Below are 25,940 nucleotides of genomic sequence, written 5' to 3'. Positions count from 1 at the left end.
GTGCTCGTTCCCGTCAACGCCGACAATCCGGAGCCGCGCAAGATTCGCCGCGCGGTGGAGGTCCTTGAGGCGGGGGGGGTCATCACGTACCCGACCGACACGTCCTACGCGCTCGCCTGTGATCTAGGCAGCAAGAAGGCCATCGACCGCCTCTACCAAGCGAAAGGAATGCCGCGGACGCAGCCCTTGGCGTTCATCTTCGCGGACCTGTCGCACATCGCCCAATACGCGGTCGTCGAGAAGCATCACTACCGGGTCCTTCGGCACTACCTGCCGGGCCCCTATTGCTTCATCCTCTCGGCCACGCGCGAGGTGCCGAAGCTGCTCCTCAACAAGCAGAAGACGGTGGGCATTCGCGTGCCCAACCACCCGGTGCCGCGGATGCTCGCCGAGGCGTTGGGCCGCCCGCTCGTATCGACGACGGCGCACAAGCCCGGTCAGGCGACGCCCTACGTCGACCCGCGCGAGATCCTCGACGACTTCCCTGGCGTCGAGCTCGGCATCGACGGCGGTCCCGGTGGCGTCGTCGGCACGACGGTCGTGGATCTCACCACGTCACCGGTCGAGGTCGTGCGCGATGGGCTCGGCATTCTCGACGAGTTCATCTGAGGCGTAGCGCCACGCGTTGTGGGTAGCGTCGTTCAAGGCACGCTGGCGCACTTGGCCGCTGGCTCAACCACGCACGTGGGGCCTTGCGGTTCGCCGGCCATGCGCTGTCCGAAGAAGTCGAGCCACTCGTCCCAACTCCCGAAGACGCTCTCGGTGTGGGAGAGTCCCGCGCACTCTCGGTACTTCAGGTTGTAGCCGGACGCGCACAAGGACTGGAACGACGCGCGCTCCACGGCGGTGTTCACGAGCGTGTCGTTCTGCCCAAGCACAACCATCGTCGGAACCGCCGACGCTCGCGGGAATGACGTCGTCGCGACGGAGCTCTCCCGCATGTAGCAAGCGAAGGGCTCGGCCAAGAGCGCCGGTGATTGACTCGCCGCGAGGATCGAAGCCGCGAAGACGGTCGCGGGCGTCGCGCTCGACATATCGGGGAACGACGAGCATTGGGTCGAGAGCGCGGAGAACAAGAGCGTGTCGTAGGGGGGCTGGAAGGCGCCCGCGAGCCCGTTCGGTGAAGACTCGTACCATCGCTCGGCGCCGATCAAGAACGCGGCGATGTTCGCCCAAGCCTTCGTGGGGCTCGGGCCGCCGAGCGCCGACTTCATGTGACCGGGGAGATCGGTTGGTGGGATGAGCCACGCGGCCGCCGTGATGGATAGCTCCGGCGCGTAGTGGGGCGCCACCCGGTCGACGAACGCGGCGGCGTGACCGCCTTGTGACGCGCCGACGACGACCAGCTGTCCGGGAACGATCGAGCCGCCGGCGATGGTGCCATCGGCGAGCGCCTTCTTGGCCGCGCGAACCGCGTCGAGCGACGCGACGGCCGTGGGCTCGCCCACGAGGTACGGATGAAACTGCCCCGACGGCGGGCCGAACGACTTGAGCCCGAGGTAGTCGGGAAACACCGTGATGTAGCCGTAGGACGCCAAGAGCGCGGCCAAGGTGCCCGTGAGATCGTCAAAGCCGCCCGTCGATGACTCGGCGATGCCGCGACTCGGCGAGCACGCGTCGTTGAAGCCCGCGGTGCCGTGCAAGAAGAGGAGAACAGGGAACTCCTCGGGCGCGGAGGCGCTTGCGTTCGTCGCCGGCGTCGTGACGAGCGCTGTGGCGTCAACGGCTTTGCCGCGATCTTGCGTCTGGTAGCGAACGAGCTTTCCGTGGGTGCCGCGCGGGCTGCCACGTCGGGTGCTGAAGACGCCGTCGTTCTTGAGCTTCAACGTCGCGAGGTTGAGCTCGAGGACGGTGTGCGAAGCGGCCGAGCGGGTCTCGAGGATGTCGCCCATGGTCTTGGCGGGGAGCCAATCGAAGGGCGCCGCCCCGCAGCGTGCCCGTGTGGTCAGGGCGGCGTCGGCGAGCGCGTTCGGCGTGGTGCCTGCGTCGGGCGTGGGGCCGGGGACCTCTCCTCCGAGCCCGCCGGGCTCACGGTGGCGGCGCGGGGCGTGGGCCTGGTCTGCGCCTCGCCCGCATCGTCCGCGCTGCAAGCCGGCGTTGCGCCAACAAGCGCCGCAGCCGCGATCGCCGTGAGAAAGCCCCGTTCGAGGCACCGCGCGGCAGCGGCGCCCAAGGTTTTGGCCCCCCAAAACGAAATAATCACCGCAACGCGGGTAGCACCTCCCATAAAGGCCGCACGCCCGAGCGTTAAATTCGCCGATATTCGCCTCGTAAGCGACGCCCGCTACGGAACGCGTGTCACGCGTCAAGGCATGGTCAACGTGCAACTCGCGCGCCGAGCGTGGGCGCTGCAGCAGCTGTTCGTTTGCATTTGCTCGTTCATCTCGAAGGTGAGCTTGTCGCCGGTGACAGACGCCGAATAGGTTTGTCGGCCTTTGGCCACGCCGTAACAGAACGAGTTGGGCCCCGGCGGCGAGCCCCGGTTAGACGTGACGGTGAACGTGCCTGCGCCCGTCGCAGGCGTGAGCGCGATTCGAGTCTCGGGCCAGCCCACCTTGCGCTTCTCGCCCCACGACGCGACCTCCTTCTCCATCGAGAAGGCCGACGCCACGAGCACCGGCGCGCTCGCGGTGCCTTCGAAACGGAAGGTGAGCCGCGCCGGGTCGTACCAGCCGTAGCCGAAATCGGGACACGTCGAGGTGCGACTCACGAAGTCGCCCCATTCGATGAGGAACGAGCAGCTCGCGTCGGCCGTGAGCGTGGTGCCGATGCGCGACGCGGGCACGGCAGCGCCCGCGCCGCCGCCGCCGGTGAGGGTCACTTCGAACGTGTTGTCCTCCGCCTCGCGATCGCGAATCACGACCCAATAGGTCTCGGTGCGCGGAAGCTCCACGGTGAGGTGCGCGTCGAGCGTGGACGGGTCCGCGTTGTCGTTTTGCGCGAAGGTTTTGCCGCTCTCGCGAACGAGCCACAGCCGCGCGTCTCCGCCGGTCGACGAGCGAACCCAGAGGTCCACGTGATCGCCTTGGCGGCCAACTAGCTTGAGCGCACGGTAGACCGGCGTCTCGGTGTACGCGACCTTGACGGTTTGCCCGTAGGCGATGTCGCCGACCCGCTCCGTCGGCAAGAGGCGCCGCAGCTCGGCAGCGTCTTCGCCCGTGGTGCCGTCCCCCGTCATGCCGCCCGCCGTGCCGGACGGTTCGCTGGCGCACGCTGCGAGGCAAGGCATGAGGAGGGCAACGAAGGAGAGGGCAAGGGCGGTCAGGGGAGAGTTCTTCATGGGGCCTCGGCAAAGCGGGAGTCACGGAGCAGGAGAGGATCAAGGAGCGACGTCGAGTACTCCGGTGGCTGTGCCGCGCAGAACGACGCGACCGGCGACGCCCACGAGCGGCACAGTCCACGCCTCGACGTGCAGGCGATAGGTGCCGTCGACGAGCGGCTCCACGTGACCTGAGAAGGTCCCCGCGTTCGCGTCGCTGCTGGCGAAGGTGAGGTTCTGCTCGAGCGGCGCGCTGACGTTCACCGGCGTGAACGTGTAGGAGCCGTCGCCGCTTCGGTAGGCCGTGGTGGTGCGACCGTCGCAAGAGACGAGCAATTTGCCGGGGTTGTCACCCTCGATGCGGCACGCGAGCGACGGGTACGCCGAGTATTGCTTCGCCACTTGAAGGTCGCCCTGCGCCTTCACCTCGCCGGCGAGCCGCACGGAGCCCGTAGGCATGCCCGCGTAGACGCCGATCTCGACCTTGATCTGGAAGTCGCGCTCATGAACGTCGCACCCATCGGACGCGCTCGCCTTGAGCGACAGCGTGCCTACTTGGTTCGCCGCGGGCGTGAAGAAGAAGCCGCCCGTCTGCGCGTTCAAGGTCGCGTTCGGGGGCATCGGGCTCACGCGGTACGTGATGCGGTGACCGTCGGCGTCGGTGGCCTTGAGCGAGACTGAGATCATGTCGCCGACGAACACGCGGCCGTTCGCCACCGGCTCGAGAACGGGCGCGCGGTTCGCGAGCTCGGTGTATCCGAACTCCCAGCCTGGCCCGGAACCGGAAGGCGCGCCGAAGACGAAGCGCCCGCTCGCGTTGTCAAAGGCGCCGCTCAGCCAAGGCACGTAGCCCAGCTCGACCTTTGGCGTCGAGCCACCGGCGACGGCGATCGGGCTCCACGCGGCGCCGTTCTGCAGGGAGACGAGCTCGAGCAACTGGTAGCTCTCTTGGTAACGACCTCCCGTGGTTCCCACGCGGAGGACTCGCTTGCGCGCGGCGTCGTAGACCATGGGCAAGGCCGTGGTGTTGTCCGACGAGAACGAGGCCGTCGCGCCCGGGAGCGGCGACCACGACGAGCCGTTCCAGGTCCACGTGTTGCCCGCTGACGTGTTCGGGCTGCCCACGGGACCGACCCTCCAAGGGCCGTATTGCCCGAAGAGCAGCACCTTGCCGCGCGTCTCGTCGAACACCATGCGGTGCCCGTAGCGGGGCTCCGGGTGAGGCACGCTCGCGTCGGTGCCGTTCGCGGCCCGCGTCCACGTCGTGCCGTCCCAAGTCCATGTGTCAGCGATGGGCCCGTCGTCGACGTTCCCGCCAAAGAGGACCACGTTCTTCCGAACGGGATCGTAGGCGAGCGCGTGACCGCTGCGCGCTCGCGGCATCGGCCCCGCGGGCGCCATCTTGGTCCACGTGCCGCCCTGCCACTCCCACGTGTCGCCGAGCGGCTTGTTGCTTTGGGGATCGCGCCCGCCGAAGAGCACCGCGCGGCCGCGCGCCGTGTCGAAGGCGATGGCGGCCTCGCTCCTATCGCCAGCCGGCAAGGGGTCGCCATCGGGCGAGGTGTAGCCGGAGGGCGTGCGCTCGCTCGTGCCCTCCGCCGTGAAGACTACGAGGCGATTGGTCGTCGCGTCGAAAAGCGTCAGGCCCTGCGGCCTGGTGGGCGAGCCGTGCTCCCAGCGGCCCTCGCGCACGAGCGGCAGCCCGCAGGCGCCTCCGCTCTTTGAGAGAGAGACCGTGAAGGCCGCGTTCTTTCGACTCTGTTCGCGGAAGACCACGTAGTAGCTGCCGGACGTCGGCAGCGTGAGCGTGAGGCGAGCGTCTTTCACGCCAGGCGAGGCGTCGTCGTTCTGCGCCAGCGTGGCGAAGTTTTGCCCGAGGAGCCAGCCGCGCGCGTCGCCGTTGCCCGAGCGTACGAAGGCTTCGACGGCGTCACCCTTCTGACCGTCAAATTTGAAGGCGCGGTAGAGCGGCGTCTTGGAGTAGCTGACGGGCGCGCTCGTCTCGCCGTAGGTCAGCGTGCCGATGATCTCGGCTGCCGTCAGCGCGCGAAGCTCACTCTCGGCGGAGAGGCCGCTCTCGTCGTCGTCGGGCGCGCTCGCAGTGCCGAGGCGCCCGCCCAAAGAAGCGTGGCAGGCCGTTCATTTCGCGCCCGCGGCCTAGAGCGGTACGCTCCGCGCGGGTGCTCTTTTCCGACCTCCCCCCGCTGTTCGTGCGCGTCTTCGGCGTGGTGCTGGGCCTCCTTTGGGGGAGCTTTCTCAACGTCGTCATCTACCGCGTGCCGCGCGGCATGAGCGTGGTGCACCCGCCGTCGCATTGCCCGGCGTGTGGCAAGAACGTCGCGCCTTGGCTCAACGTCCCGGTTTTTTCGTACCTGATCCTTCGTGGCAAGGCGCGCTGCTGCGGCGCCAAGATGAGCGCGCGCTACCCGCTCGTCGAAGCGCTCGGCGGAGGTCTCTCGCTCGCGATCATCGAGGTGCTCCTCTTGGGCTTGCCCCCGAGGACTACGCTCGCGACGGGGCTCTTGCTCTTCGGTGCGTACCTCGCCCTCGCACTGGGGCTCCTCGCCGCCGCGTTCATCGATCTCGAACACATGATCTTGCCCGATGAGATCACGCTCGGTGGGGCCGTCCTGGGCGTGGCCACGGCGGGCCTCCGCGGAATGCCCTATGGCACATCGCTCCTTGGCGCTGTCGTGGGCTACCTCGTCGTTTGGTTTCCCTTCGTGTTTCTCTACAAGAAGGTGCGAGGCCAAGACGGCATGGGCCTCGGCGACGCGAAGTTGCTCATGCTCGCGGGCGCGTGGTTCGGCATTCTCGGCGCGGTGGTCGTGCTCTTCGCTGGCGCGATTCAGGGGAGCGTCGCCGGTATCGTCATGATGCTTACGCAGGGCAAGATCGAAGAGCCCGAAGCCGTGGCGCTTGAACGCGAGGAGCTCATCAAAGACGCCGAAGCGGGCGACGAAGAAGCTAAGAAGATCCTCGAGGAAGATCCGCTGGCGAAGGCGCCCGAGGAGGGGTTCCTCCGCGCGCGCTTGCCCTTCGGGCCGTTTCTCATCGTGTCGATCTACGAGTTTCTCTTCCTCGGCGACCGCATTGTCTCGTTCATCGGCCTCGACGTGCTCTTCGCTGGTGTCTAACGAACGGCGCGCGTTCAAGCCTTCGTATCTACCTCTCGTCCGACGGCCCGCGCCCTTTGGAGCGGGAGGCGCGTGCTAAGGTTCAAGCCATGGTCGCGAAGCGTACGCCCCACGGCCCCGCTACCTATGCCGACATCGAGGCCCTTCCCGCCAACATGGTTGGGGAGCTCATTCGCGGCGTCCTTTACGCTCACCCGAGGCCTGCGTCTCCGCATGCGGCAGCGTCCAGCGCGCTCGGCGAAGAGCTCGGTCCGCCATTCAAGCGTGGGCGCGGCGGCCCAGGCGGCTGGGTGATTCTCGACGAACCGGAGCTGCATCTGCGCGAGGACGTTCTGGTGCCCGATCTAGGTGGCTGGCGTCGCGAGCGAATGCCCGAGATGCCAAACACTGCTGCCTTCACGCTGGCCCCCGACTGGGCCTGCGAGGTGCTCTCTCCGTCGACGGGCGCGATCGACCGCGCGGAGAAGGTTCCCATCTACGCGCGGGAGCACGTGAGCCACGTCTGGCTCGTCGACCCCATCGAAAGGTACCTCGAGATCTTGCGCCTCGACGGCGCCACCTACCGGCTGGTCGCCACGTTCTATGGAGACGCCAAGGTTCGCGCCGAGCCATTCGACGCCATCGAACTGGATCTCTCCGCGCTCTGGGCTCGCTAGCGTTGGAGCGCATTTCACAACGTGAATGCGCTCGAGCCCGAAGCGCTCACCTCCACGCTGCGCGGGTCAGTGGCCGCGCCACGCGTCGATGCTACGGTTTAGCGGTGAGTGACCTCCATCGCTCGTTTCGTGGCCCCGTGATCGTCGGCGCGTCGGAGGAGCCCGCGTTCGACGAAGCCGAAATGCGCGCCATCGCCAGCCGCCGAGCCGAAGCCGACAAGACCCTGGCCGCGGCGGATGTACCCGTCGCTTCGGCCGTCGAGCAGCTCCTCCCCATCGTCCGCTCGTCGAGTGAGAGTGAGCCACCCGCCAACGTCCTCGTCCGGGTGCGAGGAGATGAGCCCGGTGGTTCGGCCGTTCGCGAAATCGTTGTTCCAACGGAGAACGCCGACCGCATCACGATCGAAGTGTCCTGACAGCTGCCGGGGCCTTCCAAAGCGAACGGCCCCACGAGTCGCCTCGCGGGGCCGCTGATGGTGCTCTCTCGGTCGCGCTTCAGCGCTTGTCGAGGGGCACGTACGGCCGCGACATGGCGCCCGTGTAGATCTGCCGCGGGCGACCGATCTTCGTCGTCGTGTCCTCGGTCATCTCCTTCCAGTGGGAGATCCAGCCGGGCAAGCGGCCGAGAGCGAAGAGGACGGTGAACATGTTCGTGGGGAACCCGACGGCTCGGTAGATGATGCCCGAGTAGAAGTCGACGTTCGGGTAGAGCTTCCGCTCGACGAAATACGAGTCCTTGAGGGCCGCTTCTTCGAGGCGCTTGGCGATGTCGAGGAGCGGATCTTTGATGCCCATCTTCTGGAGCACCTGATCGGCGGCGACCTTGATGATCTTCGCCCGCGGGTCGAAGTTCTTGTAGACGCGGTGGCCGAAGCCCATGAGGCGGAAGGTCGAGTTCTTGTCCTTCGCCATGGCGACGTATTTGTTCACGTCGCCGCCGTCGGCGTGGATCGCCTCGAGCATCTCGATGACCTCTTGGTTCGCTCCGCCGTGCAGCGGGCCCCACAGGGCGAGGACGCCTGCGGAGATCGACGCGAAGAGGTTCGCCTTGGAGCTCCCCACGAGGCGCACCGTCGACGTGGAGCAGTTTTGCTCGTGGTCGGCGTGGAGGATGAGCAGAAGGTTCAGCACCTTCTCGATGTCCTTGTCGACCTCGTAGGGCTCGGCCGGCACGCTGAACATCATGTTGAGGAAGTTCGCGCAGTAGCCGAGCGAGTTGTTCGGGTAGACGAACGGTTGGCCGATGGACTTCTTGTAGGCGAAGGCCGCGAGCGTCGGCACCTTGGCGAGCAGGCGGATCATGGTGATCTCGCGCTCGGCCTTGTTGTCGACGTCGAGCGCGTCGGGGTAGTAGGCCGACAGCGAAGACACCATCGCGGAGAGCACGGCCATGGGGTGGGCCGAGCCGGGGAAGCCCGCGAAGAAGTGCTTCATGTCCTCGTGGATCATCGAGTGACGCGTCAGCTTCGTCGTGAAGTCGGCGAGCTGAGCCTTGTTGGGCAGCTCCCCGTAGATGAGCAGGTACGCGACCTCGACGAAGCTCGACTTCTCGGCGAGCTCCTCGATGGGGTATCCGCGGTAGCGAAGGATGCCCTTCTCGCCGTCGAGGAAGGTGATCGCGCTGCGCGTCGAGGCGGTGTTCATGAACGCCGGGTCGAGCGCCACGAGGCCGGTCTGCGCGCGTAGGTTGGCGATGTCGATCGCCTTCTCTTGTTCGCTGCCGACGATGACCTTCGCTTCGAACTTCTGCGAGTCACTGACGACGATGTCGATCTTTTCGGACACGAGAGCCTCCAATGAGCGCGCGGCGGTTGCGGCGCCGGGCGATCCCCCGACGACCGATGTACACGAAAACGCGAGCGGCCTGCTAGTGTCGAGGCTGGTTTTCTAACCCCAGCGATCTCCCGTGGCGACCTCGCGTCGGGCCCGCCCTGACGGGCGAGGCGGGCCAGACGCTCGGGCCTCCCCCCAAAGTCTGATCTCGGCAGACCACTCTTGTCGGATCAACCCAGCTGAGCGCTGGGTTTAGTTCGTCTTCCAGAAGCGCCGCTCGTCTTGCTGCAGGAGCGCGAGGCGGCGCTGCTCCTGAACGAGCGCTCCGTATCCGCGCGGCACGCGCGAGTCCTCGGCGAGCGCGAAAAGCACCAGGAGAGCGGCTTCGGCGTCGTCGCTGGCGCGGTGGGCTCGCTCGAGCTTCACGCCGAGCCGCGTGGCCACCTCGGCGAGGGCCTTGGACTTCTCGGCCCGCTGGATTTCGCGCGCCCAAACCAAGGGATCGATCCAGTCCACGTCCCGCCTGAGTGCCGGCGGCAGCTTCTCGGGCGTGCCGGCCGTCCGGGCGAACTCGTTTACGAGGAAGGCGCGGTCGAAGGCGGCGTTGTACGCAGCCGGGACCGTGCCTTCGAGGGCCATGCGGATCTCATGGGCCACGGCCTCGAAGCGGGGCGAGTCCTTCACGTCCTCGTCCGAAATGTGGTGCACGGCCCGCGACTCCTCCGAGATGGCGACGCCAGGGTTAATGAGCCAATCGTAGCGAGCCACGATGGCCCCGCCGCGCCCGACGGCGATGCCCACCTCGATGACGCGATCTTTGGACGCGTCGCGCCCGGTGGTTTCGACGTCGAGCAGCGCGACCGGCAGCTCGGCCCACGGCGTGTCGACGGCGAACTCGTCGGCGACGCCTCGTATGACGGCGCGGAGGAGGTGGGCGACGCCAGGGTAATGGCGACCGGTGGGAAAACAGCCGCAGGCGTCGGCGATGCGACTCACTTGCGTGGCGCGCCGGGGGCCGGAGTGGGCGGCTTGCTGCTCGCCTGGGCCGACGTGGCCGCTTTGCCGCTGGGTGCTCCCGAAGCCACGGCTTTGGCGGAGCCCGAGGCAGAAGGCAGAGAGCCCGCCGGGGCAACCGTCGTTGTCGCGCTGCTGGGCTTGGCTGAACCCTCGGCGATCATCTGCAGCTCGAGCGAGATCCACTCGCCCATGTCTTGGCGAACATCGAACTCGCGTCCGTTGATGTAGACCGACGGCGTGCCCTTCACGTTCAGGGCGTCGGCGAGCTTTTTGTCCATCGCGAGTCGATCGGTGGCCGCCTGCGAGAGCATGTCGGCCTTGAATTTCGCGAGATCGAGGCCGAGATCTTTCGCGTAGCTCTCGAGGTCGCTCTGCTCGAGGTGCTCGCGGTTCGCGAACATCTTCTTGTTCATCTCCCAGAACTTGCCCTGCTGTTGCGCGGCAAAGCCGGCACGCGCGGCGATTTCGCCGTGCGGATGGCCGGGCAGGGGCATGTACTTGAAGACGAAGCGCACCTTGTCTTGGCGTTCGGTCCAGGCCTTGTCGAACACCGGCGCGACGCTCGCGCAGAAGGGGCATTCGAAGTCGGCGAACTCGACGACGACGACAGGCGCCGACTCGGGCCCTTTCGACGGTGAGCCGTCGATGGGGACGTCTTTCACCTTCTTTGAGTCGAAGCGGTTTTGGAACGATTTCTCGATCTGCTCTCGCGACTGACCGTCGCGGACGCCCTTCAGGAGGTATTTCGCCGCCGGAAGGCATCGCGAGCAGGCGCGACCTTCTTTCACGCACTGCGCGATGGGCACGGGCGTGTCACTGCACGGCGCAAGAAACTCGGAGACGTAGCCGCTCCACTCGTTTCGTTCGCGCGGCGTCAGGGCGTTGGTGTCGACGCCCGGCAGCGAGACCTCGCGGGAGGCAGCGGCCTCCTTCGGGACCTCGGCCCCGCCTTCGCCTTGGCCGCGACAGGTCGAGCCCGACGCGGCGATGGCGACCATGAAAAGTGAGGCACCCAGTTGACCGAAGCTCCACATCGGGCGGGACCATATCGCAAACCTGCTTGGCCCGGGAGACCCGGCGTCTGCCGCCGTCTCCCAAAGGTGGACTTCCTGGGGGCGCCCCGATCCAGCGAGCCCCGAAGGCGTGCTTTTTCCGCCGCCCGAACCGCTCGGCGCTGGCGTGGTTCCGGTGACTTCCCGGCCCCCGGCTGGGACGGCACACCCTGTGCGTCTACGTGCTCTCGTCACTCCGCAACCTCTGGACCCCTGAGGCCGACATGAATCCGATGCGACGTTTTCTCCTAGGCACCTCCCTCCTCGCGGCCCTCGCGTGCGCCCCCGGTTGCGCGTCCAGCGATGGCGAAGGTGAGGAGGACGAGGGCGCCCTCGGCGCCGAGGACTCGGGCAAAGTCATCCCGACGACGCAGAGCGATCTGCTCCTCTTTCAGGGCTACAGCACGCTCTTCGACCAAGGCCACAACGGCTGCGTCACGTTCCCGAGCACGCTCACGCCGCAGGTCGGCGACGTCGGCGTCGACGTGAAGATCGACATCGTGCGCTCCCGCGACGAGCTGGCGCGACAGCTCGGCTTCGAGACGGAGCTCGGCTTCAAGTTGCCCAAGGCCGGCGCCGACGCTCGCGCGCAGGTGATGAACTCCTTCAAGCGAAACGCGTCGACGATGACGCTCCTCGTCCGCGTCGGCAGCTACTACTTCATCGACGCGGGGCAGAGCTACTCGCTCACGACGGAGGCCAAAGATCTCCTGCAGCGCGATCCGGCCCGTTTCCTTCAGCGTTGCGGCGACGCGGTGGTGACGCGCCTCCAATACCGCGCCGAGGTCATTGGCCTCATGCGCTTCGACACCAACGACTCGGAGACGGCCACCAGGGCCAGCGGCAACGTTGGCGCCAACGCGCCCGTCGGTACGGTGGCCGACGCACAGGGAAAGGTCTCGGGGACCTACGAGCGCGTGGCGCAGTCGACGCGCGCGTCGATGAACCTTGAGCTCTACACGCAGGGATTCTTTGCCGGCAGTAACGTTGGCGTTGAGAACCTCCAAGGCGACCAGGCCATGGCCCGCCTCGGCGAGCTGCTGAAGAACATGGCCGCCTCCCTCGACGCCGATCGCAAACGTGACCTTCAGGCCGTCGCAGACGGCAAGCTCCCGGTGCAGCAGAGCGGTGCCGCTCCGACGGCGGGCCGCAACGTCATCGAGCGTCACGCGCGCCTCAGCGCCATCACGTTCCACTCGTACGCCAAGAACCAGGACGTCTCCATGGCGCCGCTCACGCAGGTGACGCAGGGCGCCGGCCGGTTCCTCGTCGAGGTGGGCGAGGTGCAGGGGCGCCTCGAGAACGCCTACTTCGAAGAGGTCAACGCTTTCACACAGGCGCGCGATCAGGAGACCTACAACTTGTCCTCCGCGTCGAAGGCGACGCTCGCCGAGCTCGAGCCCGTCGCGCAGAAGTGGTCGGGGCTTCTCAAGCCGTCGGCACCGGAGACCGTCTCGGGCAAGCTGAAGGAAGCGCAACTGGAGTGCGTCCGGCAGGGCATCGCCGGTGACTTCTCGAAATGTTCGAAGACGGCCGAGATCGAGAAGCTCATCGACGACGGCAAGAAGCAGCTCGACGAATACGGTCAGACGGGGCGCATCGTGCGCATGAACATCGTCTACGGCTCCACCAGCGAGCTCACCGTCGACCGGGCCAAGGACGCCTGCACCAGGAGTGGCGGTCGGCTCCCCTACGACACGGAGATGGAATGGCTGAGGCCCGCCCTCACAGCCAAGGGTGGCTTCGCCTGGGTCATGAGCCGCGCGTGTCCCAAGAGCATCGGCATCTTCACCGGAGCTCAGGAGCCGAAGTGTTACGACGGCTGGTACATGGACTGGTACGACAGCCTGCTCGATGCGACGGGCCTGTCGAAGCGCGCCGCACCGGTGTTCTGCGTCGCCAACAGCGGGCCTCGCGCGGTCCTGCCGCGCCCCGGTGAGTGATCGACGTGAAGCGTAGCGGCCGTCGCGGCTTCGCGCGCCGCCCGCGTTGCCGCCTTTGGTTGCTGATAGACTGGTGACGCTTGCGAAGCGTCACCTTTCGGTATCCCAATCAGGAGAGCCTCGAGCGCGATTTGGGGCGTGCCGATCCGGCGTTGCCATTGCCACCGGACCAGCGGGCCGACGACGGCGAGTGGGTCCTCGCTGTGCTGAAGGTGACGGGGCCCGAGCCGCGCGCGACGGCCATCGCGGCGCGCGTCGAGGCCCGCCACGGCGGCTTCGCCATCGTCTTCGAGCGGCGCGACTGGGAGCGGCTCGCTGTCGAGCTTGGGGGGGCGCCGGGGCCGGTGTCGGTGCCTCGACCGGCGGAGTCGTCAGCGAGTCTGGCCGGACCGCGCTCGAAGCGTGGGCGAGCGGCGCAAGAGAAGAACGACAAGCCCGGGCCCTCACAGAAGGTTCCGTCGACGGGACGCAACGCGAGCGCGAAAAGCGCGCCGTCGTCGCGGCGCGGCAAGAACAAGCAGGTGGCGCGCACGATGCCGCCGCCGTCGCGCAGCGGCACCGTGCTCACGCGCACGTTGATCCCGCCGTCGGTCGCCGAGATCCACGAGGCCGACGCGCCCGATCACACGCTCGAGGCGCCCGTGGGGCGTCCGTCGCCGTCATGGCGCCCGCCGCGGGTTCTGCTCGTCGACGATGACCGCGACCTGCAGACGCTCATTCGCGAGATGCTCGACGCCATCCAGATCGACGTCGACTGCGCGGCCAACGCCGAAGAGGCGCTCGACCGCCTCGCCCTCGAGCACTTCGACATCATCATCCTCGACTGGACTTTGCCGGGCATGAGCGGCATCGAGCTTTGTCGCGAGCTGAGACGTGATCCGCGCCTCCGCGAGATCCCGATTCTGTTTCTCACGGGGCGCAGCGCCCCGCGGGACCTCGTCGACGCCTTCGCGGCCGGCGCCGACGACTTCGTGGCGAAGCCCTTTCGCGCGCCTGAGCTGGGGGCTCGCCTCTTCGCCCTCCTGCGCCGGGCCAAAGTGACCCTGTCGATTCCGCCGTAACACCCTGCCGTCGGGGCGCTGCTGCGCCCACCGCTGAGGCGTGGCGCCGAGCAGGGGGCCGCGCAGCTCGGGCCCAGTTTGCGCCCATTTTGCGTTAGAGTGCCCGGCTCATGTCGAGCGACGAGCCCTTGCCCATCGAGGCGCCCGCCGAGGTTCGCGGCGTCGGGAAGGTCATCGTCGTCGGCGGCGGACGCGGAGGCGTGGGCAAGAGCCTCGTCGCGGAGAACCTGGCGATCTACCTCGCCCAGCTCGGAAAGTCCGTCGCGCTCGTGGACGCTGATCCCGTCGGTGCGAACCTGCACGCGCATTTCGGCCTCCCCGCGGCGCGCGTCGATGCGGCCTACGACGACGATCCCGCTGCCTACGCCGCGGCGCTCGTGGAGACGGAAGTGCAGGGCCTCCGCCTGCTCCCCGGGCCGCACGATTCCATCGAGCTGCCCGCGCTCCTGCGCGCTGGCCGCAAGGGCCGCTACCTCGCGGCGCTTCGAAACCTGCCCGTCGACTACCTCGTCCTCGACGCCGGTCCCGGGGCGGGCCCGTTCCCCATCGAGGCCATGCTGAGCGCCGATTTGGCCATCTCAGTGACGGTGCCCGAGCCCCCGGCCATCGAAGCGACGTACCGCTTCGCGCGCGCCGCCTTCCGCAAACGCCTTCGGCGAGCTCTCTTGCGTGATCGCTTTCGCCTCCCGGTGGTGGACCGCGCCATCGCCGAGATCGGGATGTTGCCGTCGCCGCTTGCCCTCGTGCGCGTCCTCGAACGCATGGACAAGAGCATCGCGGAGCTGGTGTGGAACGAGGCCGCGCGCATGCGCCTCTACCTGGTCGTCAATCAAACGCGCGTTCGTACCGACGTCGAATTGGGAACGTGGATGAGCGAACTCGCGGAAGAGCACTACGGCATCTCCGCCGTCGACCTCGGGCACATCGAACACGACGACACCGTCTGGCTTGCCGTGCGCCGTCACCGTCCGCTGCTCGTCGACAGCCCGACGTCGAAGGCGGCGCGAAACATCGAGCGTATCGCCCGCCGCGTCATCGCGCTCCTCGCCACGCACGCAGAGCGAGGCTCGGTGCCGCGGCCGTTGCCGGCTCCGCCGACGCTCTATGCGACGCTCGGCGTGGGCCGCGCCTCGAGCGACGAAGAAATTCGCCGCGCGTACAAGCGAAAGAAGGAGATCTACGAAGGCGGTGGCCTGGCCATAAGCTCGCTGTTCACGGCGCCGGAGCTCGCGAAGCAGCAATCGCGGCTCGACGAGGCCTACGACACGCTCTTGGACGGCATTCGTCGCCGCGCCTACGATCTCTCGACCTTCCCCGAGACCGACGCCATGCCGGCGGCGGCGCACGCGACGCCCCGGGCTTCCGACGCTGAGCAGATTCTCCTGCGGAGCGAGCTCGCGCGCGAGATCGGCCCCGACACAGAGTTCACCGGCGAGCTGCTTCGCAAGGTTCGTGAATCGCAGGGCGTCGACCTCGGCGAGATCAGCGCCCGCACCAAGATCGCCAAGGCGCACCTCCTCGCCATCGAAGATGAGCGCTTCGTGGATCTGCCGGCCGCGGTCTACGTACGCGGCTTCGTCAGCGAGCTCGCAAAGTTCTTGAAGCTCGACGCGGCGCAGGTTCAGCGAACCTACCTCCGCCGGATGGGGGCACCGAGCGTTGCGCCACCGAGCGCGCCCCCGGATCCCAAACGGAGAGGCGTGTAGCCAACGTGGCTCTCGCGAGCTCGCGGCCGCCGGCCGACTCCCCCGGGACCGCCGAGTCGCTCGGAAGGCGGCCGGCCTTTTCTCCTGAGGCGGCGGCGATCCTCTTTCTCGTCGCGCTCGTACCGCGGCTCGCTGCCGCCTTGGCCTTGAGCGGCGAGCCTGTCTGGGATGGCCACTACTACGACTTCGGCGCAAAGCGTATCGCGCAGGGCTTCGGCTATTCCGACGACGTCATGGTGGCGGGGCGCCCCGAATGGCACCCGTGGTGTCACTACCCGGTGGGCTATAGCGCGTTTCTCTCGGTCTTCTACCGGCTCTTCGGGAGCGCGACGAAGGTGGCGCCCGTCACCGGCGCCGTTGTCGGCGCCCTCCTCGCGGTGACCACGTACGGCCTCGCGCGCTACGCCTTGCGTCGCGGCGATGACGCCGTCTCGCGGGGCGTCTTCGCTCGCCTTGGCGACAGATTGGGCGGTGGCCGGGCGTTCCTCGCGGGGCTACTCGTAGCGCTGCACCCGGGCCTCGTCCTCTACGCGGCGCTCGTCATGACGGAACCGCTCGCGGCGCTCTGCACGACGGTCTCGTTCTGGCTCTATGCGGCGACGCGGCCCGAGGACAGCGCACCTCACGGGGCGCGCTCGCAGGGCGGCCTCGCGGCGGCGGCGTTGGTCCTCGGCCTCGCTGCGCTCGTGCGCCCGCAAGCGCTCCTCTGCGCGCCTTTCATCGTCCTTCACTACGCGCGCCGCCGCGGTCTACGTGATTGGCTGGTCGGTAGCGTCGTCACCGGCGCGCTCGCGCTCGCACCGGTGCTCCCCTGGACCGCGCGCAACTGCCGCGTCATGGATGGCTGCGCCCTCGTCAGCACGAACGCCGGATGGAACCTCGCCATCGGCGCGTTTCCGCGGGCTACCGGTCGCTTCGAGACCTTGCGCTCGAGCGATGGCTGCCGCGTCGTCACCGGTCAGGTGCAACAAGACCGCTGTTGGTTCGCCTACGGCGTAGAGCAGATCAAAGCGCGACCGCTCGCGTGGCTCGCCCTCGTTCCGAAGAAGCTCTCGTTCACATTCGATCACGAGTCGTTCGCCGTCGAGTACTTGCGCGAGGCAAAGCCGTGGCACTGGCCTGAGGCGCGCCGAACTGCCGTGCGCGACGCGCTGACCGCGTTCCACCGGTTGCTCGTGGCCGCCGCCGCCGTCGCCGCGGTGGAGTTCGCTCGCCGTGGACGTTCGCTCGTGCGCGTCGCCGCCGCCGAGGGACTCGTGCTCGCGCTCGTCGCCGCGCTGCTCTACGACGCCGTCGCGGGGGCTCCAGCGTCCGGCCGCTTCTGGCCGCTGGTCCTCGTCGCGTGTGGCGTGCCGCTCCTGCGCGCCGTTGGCCGCCAACCGGTGTCGGCGCCGATCATTCTCTCGTCCGGGCTCGTTCTCACGACCGCCGTCACCCACGCGGTCTTCTTCGGGGAAGACCGCTATCACGTGGTGGTAACCCCGGCGCTTTGTCTCTTGGCGGCGTCGTTGTTTCGCGCTGCGCCAAGGCAAATGCGAAACGCCCACCGGGTTTGACGCAGCCTCTTTCGAAAGCTGCGTCCGCCGGTGGGCGTCCGAGAAAGCGATCTCGCGTCCGCGCCGATCAGCGCGGGGCGGAACTCACTTCTTCTTCGGCGGGTCCTTCTTCGGGGGATCCTTCTTCGGGGTCTCCTTCTTGCCACCCTTCTTCGGATCTTCCTTCTTGGGCTCTTCGGCCTTCGGCGGGTCGGCCTTCGGCTCTTCCTTCTTGGGCTCCTCGGCCTTCGGCGGATCAGCCTTCGGGGGCTCGGCAGCCGGCGTCGTCGGCCCAGCGGCCCCGGTCGGCATGTCGGCGGCCGCGTCGGGCGCGTCGAGCGAGGGGGTCGTGGGAACGGTGGGCTTCACATCGGAGCCGCCACACGCGGCCAAGGCGAGCGGGGCGAGTGCGACGAAAATCTTGAGCGTTTGCATCGAGGTCTTCTCCAGGGGCGCTTCGTAACGGCTCTGCTCAGGAAACTCAAACAAAAAGGGGTCCCGGCCTTTTGGGGCAGCGAAAATCCGCGGGTTTCTGTCACAGCCTCTCTCCGCCTTGCTCCCGTAAACGTGCCCGTACGTGCCCGTGCCCGTGAACGTGCCCGATTCTCCGGGAGGGCTGGCGCGCCCTCGGGCGTCCACGGGCACGTTTGCGGGGAGAGGTCGCGGCCCCTCTCTGCAAAGGTGCAGAACTTGGCATCGCCTCTTTCCAGGCCGGCGTAACCGTGGCATGCGCATCGATCGTGGAGTTGGCCCGAACCGCAAAGCGAGACGCGCTCAAAGAGCGACTCGGAAAAGTCCTCGGCGGACGCTTCCGTCTCGAGAGCAGCCTGGGCGCGGGCGGCACCGGTGCGGTCTACCGGGCCCGTACGCTCGACGTTGAATCGCCGCTTCCGTCGGTGGTGGCCGTCAAGATCCTCCATCCGCACCTTCTGCTCAACCCGGCGCAGCGAACGGTGTTCCTCGAAGAAGCGCGCATCGCCGGCCTCGTCGAGCATCCCGGTGCCGTGCGGGTCTTCGATGCCGGCGTCTCGCCCGACGGCACCGCTTTCATCGTGCTCGAACACCTCACTGGCCGCTCGCTCCACGACGGCCTCGTAGGCTGGGGCGATCTCCTTCTCGATGAGGTGGTGCGCGTTGTTCGAGGGGTCCTCGAGGTGCTCGCCGCGGCGCACCGCCACGGGATCGTCCACTGCGACGTGAAGCCAGAGAACGTCTTCGTTTGCAACGACGGCACGGTGAAGTTGCTCGACTTCGGGGTGGCCCGCGTCACCGGCGAAGCGCGTCGCACGGGCGTCGCCGGTACCGCAGCGTTCATGGCGCCAGAGCAAGCCTGTGGCGATTGGGCCTCCGTCGACGCGCGCAGCGACGTGTGGTCCGTCGGTGCAACCTTCTACACACTCATCACGGGCGCGCACCTCGTCGAAGGTGCCCCCCCGCTCTTGCCGGACGATGTTCCCGAGCCTCTCTCTCGTGTGGTTCGGCGCGCCCTCGAAGCGAACCCGAAGGACCGGTGGAGCGACGCTCGCGCCATGCTCGATGCGCTCATCGTCGCCGCCATCGAGAGCGGCGTCCCGCGGAGCTCGCGCGACTTGGGCGCTGCCGTCGACGTCGCCGCCAGTGCGCCCGTCCCTGAGGAGTCCTACACGCTGCGGGTGCCGCCTTACCCCGTGACCGTCATCGCCCCCGCCTCGCATGCCGCGCCGGTCCCCAAGCGCTCGCGTTGGCGTTGGCTCGCGAAGCTCGGTCTCGGGACCCTCGTCATCGTGGCCGCCAGCGCCGTCGGCGCCGGCCTCGCCCTGCTCGACGCGCCGCTCTCTCAGTGGATGAGCGGCGCGCCAGCGCAGATCGGCAAGCCCCTCTCCACCACGACGACGTCGTCGGGCGACGTGAAGCGCTAGAAGGCGCCCGGAGCTCTCGCTCCGAGACGCCTTGCGCGTGCGTGGCGCCTGGTGAGCGCGTCGTCGGCTACAGCGACGCCTTTCCGTTGGCGGGCCGCGACGCCGCCTCGCGGAGATGCGTCTTCATGACGTCGGCTTCCGGGCGTGACGCGCCCGCGACGTGTCCCGAGTTCTCGAGCTTGTCGGAGAGGAGCACGGCGAGGAGGCCCTCCATCAAGTTCGGCGTCGAGCCACCTTCGCCTTGCTGGCTGCCTACGACGACGCGGGGCACCACGTCGACCTTCGCCTCGGCGACGGCCGATGCGAAGCGCGCCATGACGTCTTGGATGACCTGGTAGCGCGGTCCGCCGTAGGCGCGCACCTGCTCGTCGGTGGCGATGGCGCGAGCGATGCCCACGCGCGTTTCGCGCTCCGCTTCCGCCTCCGCGATGCTGCGGATCTTCGCCGCGTCAGCCTCCGCGAGAACTTTGATCTGCTCGGCCTCTTGGAGCGAGCGCTGGTAGGCGGCGCGGCCCTCGTTGGACTGCACTTGGATCGCGAGCTCACTCTCCGTGAGCTGCGTCTGCTGACGCGCCCGGGCCTCCGCCTCGCGCAGATCGCGCTCCTTTGCGGCGGCGCGTTCCATGCGGCCGAAGGTCTCGATCTGCTCTTCGGCGATCTGCCGCGACCGAAGCTGAGTGAGGATCGTCTGGATGGCGCCGTCGCCTTTGGCCGACGCCGGCGTGCCGATGAGCACCTCTTCGAGCTCGAGGTTGTAGTGAAGGAACTTGTCCTTCATCTCGCGCGAGGCTTGGTCTTGGATCTTGCTCCGCTCCTGGAGCAGCTCGATGAGCGTGCGCGTCTGCGCGACGTTCTTGAAATACGCGGCCACCATCGGATCGAGCGTCTGCTCGACGAGGCGCTTGATGTCGCCGAAGCGCTGGATGACGAGCGGCGCCTTGCGGTAGTCGATGTGCACCACCACCGACAGCGGCAGCGACGGCTCGAACGCGTCACGCGTGATGAGCGACACCTCGGCGAGGTTCTCGTCGTAGCGGTGCGAGCCGATCTCGCCCTTCGTCCACTTGAGGATGAAGTTGGTCGTCGGGACCATGATGATCTTTCCCGCGTAGGTGTTGAAGGCGTATTTGCCTGGCAGGAGCGGCACGGTCCACACGCCGCGCGTTCCGTTGGCGACGAGCTCGCCGTGCGAATAGTCGTTGCCCGACAGATCGAGGCCGAGCTCGCCGGTGTACGACACCACGACGCCGACGGTGCCGACCTCGACGATCGTCTTTTCGATGAGCTCAACGGTCGCGAACAGCCGATTGATGAAATACGTTCCGTCGACGAGGACCTGAAGCTGGCGCCCGCGTTGGCCGCCGGCGGCGAGGAAGCGCTCCGCGTCCTGGAACTTGTTGTGGTACGTCGACGCCTCGCTCGGGTCGTCGCCGACGACGGGGGCGATGATCTTGCCGTCGGCGAGCGACGGGCCGTCGTGCACCGTCACGACACCGAGCAAGTCGCCTTGCGGGCCACCGGTGGCGATGATCACGGGCTCGAAGCCGTGGCGCTGGGCGATCGTCGCGGCCATTTGACGGAAGCTCGCGTCCTCGCTCTTGTCGAGCGGCACGTAGAAGAGCGCGCCGTCGGTGACGACGAGGAACTGCGCCAGGTTGAGCGCGTAGGTGCCCTCTCGCAGAATGTGGCGTTGCGGGCCCCGCTGGCCGCCTCCCGCGAGGAAGGCCTCGACGTCTTGAAAGTCCGCCGGCGGGTGGCCTTCGCCGAGCGTTTGCGTCGGCGCAAGCGGCCTGCCGTCGCGCGCGAAGACGTAGCCGATGTGACCTTGCGGGATCGTCACGAGCGGCACGCGCCTCACCGAGTATTGGATGGGCATGAGCCAGTGGAGACCGCCGCGGAGGACATGCGGCTGGTAACCGGCTTCACCGCTTCGGGCGATGAGGCCGCTGTCGACGGAGCCTCGGAAGCTGAAGCGCTTCTCGATGATGCCGACGCGATCGTTGGGGATGTAGCGGATGCCAAGGAGCACCACGAAGACCAAACACGACAACACAGATGCCACGATCAGCAGCGCGACCATCGCTCGCTGCCTCCTTTCCTCGAGGCGTCGCTCGCGCGAGCGCATCGGTTACGCCACCGCTCGTCGCTTGTGAGTCCGACCATGGCGGACCGACGTTCGCGGATGGGCGCTCGCGCGCCCACGGATGGGAAGCTGGGGCCCGGGTCACGCTCCACAAGTCGAAATCGGATAAATCGGTCGCGCGTCTCCGGCAGGGTTCTTGCGCGGGGGCTTCGTGAGACGGTCGCAAAGCGACGCGAGCGTTTGTCGGCGCGACCGATTCGGTCTTGACCGCGATCCTTGCAGTGCGCACATGAATGGGCGCTCCCACCGCGGGGCAAGGAGTCTGTCATGACGGAAGTCGCGTTGCCCAATGTCACCGAAAGCGCCCCCTATCGCATCGGCGCGGAGCGCGCCCATCGTGTCGTGGTCACCACGGGGCTCGAGGTCCCCGGTGCGCGCGTCGCAGAGGTGCTGGGGCTCGTTCGCGGACTCGTGGTGCGAACGCCCAACATCGGCGCCGGCATCGTCGGCAGCTTTCGCATGCTCGCCGGCGGCAACATCCCCGAGTTCTCGAAGGTGTGCGAAGAAGCGCGTCACCTGGCCTACGTTCAAATGGTCGAACACGCCGAGTCGCTCGGCGCGAACGCCATCATCGGCATGCGCTACGACGCCACCGAGTTCATGTCCGGCGCTACCGAGGTGCTCGCCTACGGCACGGCGGTGCGTGTAGCGGTGGCGTGAGCTGCTTCACGTCGACAAAGCGCATCACGGGGGCACCCGCGTCGGACTTTGCCGTGGCGGGCTGCGCCACGGTCGACGCTTGCGCATCGGCGTCGCCTTGTGGCTAGAACGTCACGGCGGTCGGTGCGCTTGGAACGAGGGCAGCGCCTCGATGGCTGGCCCGACTTAGGAACACGATCGCCGCGGCGCCGAGGGCCACGACGCCAACGGCGAGCGAGACGTCGGCTACGGCGTAGTAGGTGCGCGTCGTCGTCACGTCGTTGGGGGCGCACCCCGGACGGCACGTCTCGAGGTCAGAATATTTGGCCGCGCCGAGGAGGCCGAACGTTCCGAAAGACGCCAGGCCGAGGACACCCACCGAACCCAAGGCGATGGCCGCCGTTGGAACCCGAGCGTTCGACTGAGGTGCGCCGTCGCGCTGCGGGGCTGGCGCCGCCGCGCTCTGTTCGCTGGGCGCTGGCAGCTCCACCGTGAGGCGGCGTCCTTTCTCGCCCTCGGCGAGCACCACAGTCTCCTCACGCACCGTGGCCCCGTCGGTCACGACGATGCGGTGCGGTCCGGGATCGAGCTCGGTGGCGAGCCCCGCCGAGTGCGGGATCGTTCCATCGACGACGATCCTCGCGGTGGCGACGTCGGCTCCTCCGCGACGAACGGACACGATGAGCGACGGGATCGCTCGCTCGACCTCGTCCACCCAGCGTGCACAGTCCACGTGAACCGCCGCCGAGCACTCGCGCAAACACACCGCGAGCTCACGGCGAGCCTCGAGCAACGAGCCGCGCCGCTGGCTCCGTTGCGCGTTGGTGTACGACGCGGAACACGCGGCCTTGTCGCCGCCATAGGCGATGTGCGGAGCCGCGAAGAGGGTCCCCGCGAGGGCGGCCGCGATCGTAGAGCGGAGCGACATGTTGGCTATTGGCATTCGGGCTTGAGGACGCGAAGACCCTCCGCGTCGAGGGTCCACGGCGGGCTGCAGGCGGCGGCGTTCCGCTGCGGGGCCTTCTTGCCCTGGCGCGGGCCGGCTGCCGACGGGGTCGGTCCGTTCGATGCAGCGAGCGATGACGACGACGGCAAGGGCGCTAGCGCCGATGGAGCCGGTTCAGTGGTGGGTGGGGCGGACGGGGATGCGGGTGGCGCAGAACGCGCCGGCACCGCCGCCTCGACCATCGGGCTCGCGGCGCGGGCCGTTGGTATGGGTGGCGAGTCCGCGCGCTCCCGCTCGAACAGGTGCCGCGTCGTGAGCGCTGCCGTGGCAACGATCACGCTTGCAGCGGCGCCGACGGCCAGGGCACGCCACTTGGCTGAGTCCGAGCGGCTCTTCCCAGTTGCGACGGCTTCAAAGTGGGTGAGGTCACCTTCGTTGGCCGTGCTCGGCGCGGCCGGCGCGGCAGGAGCCGGGGGCTTCTCGGCGGGCGCCACCGCTGACCGTTGCCCATCGTCGTCGACGAGGTACGCAAGTTGTTGCGCTCGCGCGGACAGCACCTCGGCGGCCGTGTCCTCGAGGTACCGACCCACGCCGCGCGCCGTGCTTGGCCGCTGTGTCTGCTCGATCGCGTCGGCAAAAGCGCGCGCCGTCGGGAAGCGTTCGTCGGGGCGCTTCGCGAGACCGCGAAGCACCACCTCGTCGAGGCCCCGTGACACGCTCGGGTTGTGGGTGCTCGGGGCAGGAGCCGCTTCTCGCAGCGAACGCATCATGGCGGCCACCGGCGTTTCCGCCGGGAAGAGCTCGGTGCCGGCAAGGACTTCCCAAAACGTTACGGCGGCCGCGTAGACGTCCGTGCGCCGATCGACGCGGCCTCCCTCGATCTGCTCCGGGGCCATGTACGAAGGCTTGCCCTTGAGGCCGCCGTCTTGCGTCGTGTGGGAGCGGCCCACGGCCTTCGCGATGCCGAAGTCCAAGACGCGCGCCGTGCCGTCGCTGCCCACCATCACGTTTTGAGGCGACATGTCTCGATGCACGATGCGAAGCGGAACGCCCTGCTCGTCGACAGCCTCGTGCGCGGCGTGCAGTCCCTCGAGGACGTCCATCATGATCTTCGCGGCCACCGCCACTGGAAGCGCGCGCTGCGCGGCGCGGCGGAGATCGGCCAAGCTGACACCGGCGACGTACTCCATGACGAGGAAGACCTCGTCTTTCTCGGCGACGACGTCGAGCGTCGGCACGACGTTGGCGTGCCTTATCCGAGCGGCCAACCTCGCTTCGTCGAGGAACAGCGCGGCCACGGCCTTGTCGGCCGCGAGATGGGGGTGCAAGCGCTTGATGGCGACGACGCGGTTGAAGCCGCCGGGCGCGTCGATCTTGCCGAAGTGCACCGTCGCCATCCCGCCCGCCGCGAGCTTCGATAGCAACGTGTATCTTCCAGCGATCACCCGCTCGTCCACGTGCCGAGGGTAACATCGTCCGGCACTGGGATCGGCGCCCTCGTACCCTGTCGCACCCTTCGCGTGACCGGAACGCACCTCTAGCGTGGGCCTTCCTCGAACAGCCTCACGCCAGCGCCGATGGCGCCGGAGACGCTAGGGAAGCCCGCCGTCGCGTTGGCAAGCCATAGGTTTTCCAGCGCCGACCGGCGGGGCTTCTTGTTCGGCCCCACGTTCGCCGGCGTGAGCGCCGCGCCGTAGGAGTTGCCCTCCGGGGCGCGGCAGAAGCGCTCGTTGGTGGCCGGCGTTCCCGTGACGCGCATGACAATGCGCTCGCGGAGCCGCGGCACGTACCGCGCTTCGATGACCTCTTCGATGCGGTCGCGGATCTTCTTCTTCTCGGCGTTGTAGGCGCGCCGATCGGTCCGGCGGAGCCGCGCGAAGCGCTCGTAGTCGCACGAGGTGGCCACCTCGAGGATCTGATCGCCCGGTGGGCAGAGGCCCGGCTCGCTCGAGTGGAGCGTGGGCGTCGACAAAAAGAGCCACGGATCGGCGAGATCGTGACGCAGGCGCTGCGTGTCGTAGATGCCGTTGATGTCGGCGTGCGGGTAGTGCCAAACGTTGAACGAGCCGAAGCCGTGTTCCCGGAGGTCGAGGCCGCGCACACCGAGGTAGACCGTGAAGGTGCCCGACGAATATTCGTAGGCGAGCTCCGGCGCCGCGTCTGGAAGGCCCGCCAGCCGCGCGGTGAGCTTAGGGTCGGCGTTGGACACGTAGCGCGACGCCGTGAACCGCTTGCCGTTGGTCGTCGTCACGCCTAGCGCGCGGCGGTCGTCGTGGTGGATGCGGTCGACCTCGTGTTCGAGCAAGACCGCGCACCCATCGTGGGATTCGATGCTCTTGACCAAGGTCTCGACGAAGTGCGCGTAGTGATGCTTAGGGTAGTAGGCACCGCGATCGTAGAGGGTGACGAGCGCCACATGGAGGAGCAGCGAGACGTCGCGCGGCGGCAGGAGGTAGTCGCCGCACTGACCGGCGAGGACCGCGCGGAGCAGCGCGGGCATCGCGACGCGGTCGTAGAGATCTTCGAGGGTCCAGCGTTGGTAGCGGATCACGTGCCGCGCGGCCCAAGCGCCCCGCAGCGCTAGAACGGAGAGCTCTGCCGGCACGTCCATGGACTCGAGCTCGCGACCGAGGGTCGTCACGACCTCGAAGTACTCGCGCAACGCCGACTTTGCTTCGGGGAACCGCCTCGCGAGGCGACTCTCGAAGGTTGCGAGGCCGTTTGGGATGCGGAACCGCTCGCCGGCGACCACGACGTGATCGAAGCCTTCCGGATCGAGCCGCAGAAAGGGAACAGCCTCAAGGGCGCCGAGCCTCGAGAGGAGCGCGTGGATCGTCTCGCCTTCGCCGCAGCCAAAGATGTAGTGGACCTGCGCGCAGAATCGGTAGTCCTTCATGCGGAACGAGTGGGCGTACCCACCCGGCGTGTCATGCGCTTCGAGGACGACGACGCGGCGTCCGGCGTTGGCGGCGAGCGCCGCGTAAGCAAGACCCGCCATGCCGGAGCCGATGACGAGATCGTCGAAGTGGGTCGTGTCGCTCAAGGCGCTGCAGCGTAGTGCATCCTTCGCTTGAATCGATGCACGGACGTGGCGCTCGCTCGAGGGCGCGCCGCGTTGCCACCGATCGTCCTCGAAGAGTGCGGCCGGGCCCTCGATCCACCGTCGCGGCAGGAC

At 67.9% G+C, this 25,940-nt stretch carries 21 protein-coding genes; 10 read left to right on the top strand and 11 right to left on the bottom strand.

From position 1 onward, the window contains the following. Positions 1 to 609 (top strand): threonylcarbamoyl-AMP synthase, encoded by a 609-nt coding sequence (locus tag IPG50_30195; GenBank protein MBK6696428.1) that lies wholly within the window; start codon positions 1 to 3, stop codon positions 607 to 609. A 32-nt stretch (positions 610 to 641) separates the two neighbouring features. Here IPG50_30195 and IPG50_30190 read toward each other — a convergent pair whose 3' ends face one another. From IPG50_30190 to IPG50_30180, 3 genes are all read right to left on the bottom strand, one after another. Then, on the bottom strand, positions 642 to 2,090 hold the full coding sequence (locus IPG50_30190; protein MBK6696427.1) for an alpha/beta fold hydrolase: 1,449 nt from the start codon (positions 2,088 to 2,090) through the stop codon (positions 642 to 644). A 215-nt stretch (positions 2,091 to 2,305) separates the two neighbouring features. Further along, positions 2,306 to 3,280, bottom strand: coding sequence for a hypothetical protein (locus tag IPG50_30185; GenBank protein ID MBK6696426.1), 975 nt, complete (start codon positions 3,278 to 3,280; stop codon positions 2,306 to 2,308). A 39-nt stretch (positions 3,281 to 3,319) separates the two neighbouring features. After that, positions 3,320 to 4,741 (bottom strand): hypothetical protein, encoded by a 1,422-nt coding sequence (locus tag IPG50_30180; GenBank protein MBK6696425.1) that lies wholly within the window; start codon positions 4,739 to 4,741, stop codon positions 3,320 to 3,322. A gap of 698 nt (positions 4,742 to 5,439) precedes the next feature. On the opposite strand from IPG50_30180, the gene IPG50_30175 reads away from it, so the two are divergent. The 3 genes from IPG50_30175 (at position 5,440) to IPG50_30165 (ending at position 7,468) form a co-directional block, all read left to right on the top strand. Continuing rightward, positions 5,440 to 6,396 (top strand): prepilin peptidase, encoded by a 957-nt coding sequence (locus IPG50_30175; protein MBK6696424.1) that lies wholly within the window; start codon positions 5,440 to 5,442, stop codon positions 6,394 to 6,396. Positions 6,397 to 6,485: 89 nt separating this feature from the next. After that, positions 6,486 to 7,052, top strand: coding sequence for a Uma2 family endonuclease (locus tag IPG50_30170; GenBank protein MBK6696423.1), 567 nt, complete (start codon positions 6,486 to 6,488; stop codon positions 7,050 to 7,052). A gap of 104 nt (positions 7,053 to 7,156) precedes the next feature. Next, the gene (locus IPG50_30165) at positions 7,157 to 7,468 is read left to right on the top strand and encodes a hypothetical protein (GenBank protein MBK6696422.1); all 312 of its coding nucleotides are present in this window, start codon (positions 7,157 to 7,159) and stop codon (positions 7,466 to 7,468) included. Between the two features lie 79 nt (positions 7,469 to 7,547). Here IPG50_30165 and IPG50_30160 read toward each other — a convergent pair whose 3' ends face one another. The 3 genes from IPG50_30160 to IPG50_30150 form a co-directional block, all read right to left on the bottom strand. Next, positions 7,548 to 8,837: a citrate synthase gene (locus IPG50_30160; GenBank protein MBK6696421.1), complete on the bottom strand. Its 1,290-nt coding sequence runs from the start codon at positions 8,835 to 8,837 to the stop codon at positions 7,548 to 7,550. Between the two features lie 240 nt (positions 8,838 to 9,077). Then, positions 9,078 to 9,821 carry a 3'-5' exonuclease gene (locus IPG50_30155; GenBank protein ID MBK6696420.1) on the bottom strand — a complete coding sequence of 248 codons (744 nt, stop codon included), beginning with the start codon at positions 9,819 to 9,821 and terminating at the stop codon, positions 9,078 to 9,080. Beyond that, positions 9,818 to 10,840, bottom strand: a complete 1,023-nt coding sequence (locus IPG50_30150) for a thioredoxin domain-containing protein (protein ID MBK6696419.1) — start codon at positions 10,838 to 10,840, stop codon at positions 9,818 to 9,820. The genes IPG50_30155 and IPG50_30150 overlap by 4 nt, the downstream gene beginning before the upstream one ends. 287 nt (positions 10,841 to 11,127) lie before the next feature. Here IPG50_30150 and IPG50_30145 point away from each other — a divergent pair, with 287 nt between their 5' ends. The 4 genes from IPG50_30145 (at position 11,128) to IPG50_30130 (ending at position 17,160) form a co-directional block, all read left to right on the top strand. Next, a complete protein-coding gene (locus IPG50_30145) occupies positions 11,128 to 12,837 on the top strand; it encodes a hypothetical protein (GenBank protein MBK6696418.1) in 1,710 nt (569 codons plus the stop codon). A gap of 80 nt (positions 12,838 to 12,917) precedes the next feature. Next, positions 12,918 to 13,898: a response regulator gene (locus IPG50_30140; GenBank protein ID MBK6696417.1), complete on the top strand. Its 981-nt coding sequence runs from the start codon at positions 12,918 to 12,920 to the stop codon at positions 13,896 to 13,898. A 110-nt stretch (positions 13,899 to 14,008) separates the two neighbouring features. Beyond that, entirely contained in the window at positions 14,009 to 15,604 is a 1,596-nt protein-coding gene (locus tag IPG50_30135) for a helix-turn-helix domain-containing protein (protein MBK6696416.1), read from the top strand. A gap of 5 nt (positions 15,605 to 15,609) precedes the next feature. Further along, positions 15,610 to 17,160: a hypothetical protein gene (locus IPG50_30130; GenBank protein ID MBK6696415.1), complete on the top strand. Its 1,551-nt coding sequence runs from the start codon at positions 15,610 to 15,612 to the stop codon at positions 17,158 to 17,160. 84 nt (positions 17,161 to 17,244) lie between these two features. On the opposite strand, the gene IPG50_30125 is transcribed toward IPG50_30130, so the two are convergent. Then, positions 17,245 to 17,574, bottom strand: a complete 330-nt coding sequence (locus IPG50_30125; protein MBK6696414.1) for a hypothetical protein — start codon at positions 17,572 to 17,574, stop codon at positions 17,245 to 17,247. A 311-nt stretch (positions 17,575 to 17,885) separates the two neighbouring features. Between IPG50_30125 and IPG50_30120 the strand changes: the two genes are divergently transcribed. Next, positions 17,886 to 19,037, top strand: coding sequence for a serine/threonine protein kinase (locus IPG50_30120; GenBank protein ID MBK6696413.1), 1,152 nt, complete (start codon positions 17,886 to 17,888; stop codon positions 19,035 to 19,037). Positions 19,038 to 19,104: 67 nt separating this feature from the next. Here IPG50_30120 and IPG50_30115 read toward each other — a convergent pair whose 3' ends face one another. Continuing rightward, positions 19,105 to 21,117, bottom strand: coding sequence for a flotillin family protein (locus IPG50_30115; protein MBK6696412.1), 2,013 nt, complete (start codon positions 21,115 to 21,117; stop codon positions 19,105 to 19,107). Between the two features lie 330 nt (positions 21,118 to 21,447). On the opposite strand from IPG50_30115, the gene IPG50_30110 reads away from it, so the two are divergent. Next, complete coding sequence (locus IPG50_30110) at positions 21,448 to 21,840, top strand: YbjQ family protein (protein ID MBK6696411.1); 393 nt, start codon at positions 21,448 to 21,450, stop codon at positions 21,838 to 21,840. Positions 21,841 to 21,943: 103 nt separating this feature from the next. Here IPG50_30110 and IPG50_30105 read toward each other — a convergent pair whose 3' ends face one another. The 3 genes from IPG50_30105 to IPG50_30095 all read right to left on the bottom strand — a co-directional run bounded on the left by IPG50_30105 (position 21,944) and on the right by IPG50_30095 (position 25,808). Further along, positions 21,944 to 22,747 carry a hypothetical protein gene (locus IPG50_30105; protein ID MBK6696410.1) on the bottom strand — a complete coding sequence of 268 codons (804 nt, stop codon included), beginning with the start codon at positions 22,745 to 22,747 and terminating at the stop codon, positions 21,944 to 21,946. Between the two features lie 5 nt (positions 22,748 to 22,752). Next, the gene (locus IPG50_30100; protein ID MBK6696409.1) at positions 22,753 to 24,222 is read right to left on the bottom strand and encodes a serine/threonine protein kinase; all 1,470 of its coding nucleotides are present in this window, start codon (positions 24,220 to 24,222) and stop codon (positions 22,753 to 22,755) included. Positions 24,223 to 24,302: 80 nt separating this feature from the next. Then, positions 24,303 to 25,808, bottom strand: coding sequence for an NAD(P)/FAD-dependent oxidoreductase (locus IPG50_30095; GenBank protein MBK6696408.1), 1,506 nt, complete (start codon positions 25,806 to 25,808; stop codon positions 24,303 to 24,305). Positions 25,809 to 25,940 lie beyond the last annotated feature (132 nt).

The sequence above is a fragment of the Myxococcales bacterium genome, assembly GCA_016703425.1.
Taxonomy (GTDB): Bacteria; Myxococcota_A; Polyangia; order Polyangiales; family Polyangiaceae; genus JADJCA01.
The sequence above is the reverse complement of the archived record's forward strand: the minus strand, read 5'-3'. Positions and strand labels throughout refer to the sequence as shown.

Coding starts and splice junctions, on each gene's coding strand:
- IPG50_30110 (MBK6696411.1), top strand. CDS start 21,448: ATGACGGAAGTCGCGTTGCCCAATGTCACCGAAAGCGCCCCCTATCGC.
- IPG50_30115 (MBK6696412.1), bottom strand. CDS start 21,117: ATGGTCGCGCTGCTGATCGTGGCATCTGTGTTGTCGTGTTTGGTCTTC.
- IPG50_30145 (MBK6696418.1), top strand. CDS start 11,128: ATGCGACGTTTTCTCCTAGGCACCTCCCTCCTCGCGGCCCTCGCGTGC.
- IPG50_30125 (MBK6696414.1), bottom strand. CDS start 17,574: ATGCAAACGCTCAAGATTTTCGTCGCACTCGCCCCGCTCGCCTTGGCC.
- IPG50_30185 (MBK6696426.1), bottom strand. CDS start 3,280: ATGAAGAACTCTCCCCTGACCGCCCTTGCCCTCTCCTTCGTTGCCCTC.
- IPG50_30135 (MBK6696416.1), top strand. CDS start 14,009: ATGTCGAGCGACGAGCCCTTGCCCATCGAGGCGCCCGCCGAGGTTCGC.
- IPG50_30170 (MBK6696423.1), top strand. CDS start 6,486: ATGGTCGCGAAGCGTACGCCCCACGGCCCCGCTACCTATGCCGACATC.
- IPG50_30150 (MBK6696419.1), bottom strand. CDS start 10,840: ATGGTCGCCATCGCCGCGTCGGGCTCGACCTGTCGCGGCCAAGGCGAA.
- IPG50_30105 (MBK6696410.1), bottom strand. CDS start 22,747: ATGTCGCTCCGCTCTACGATCGCGGCCGCCCTCGCGGGGACCCTCTTC.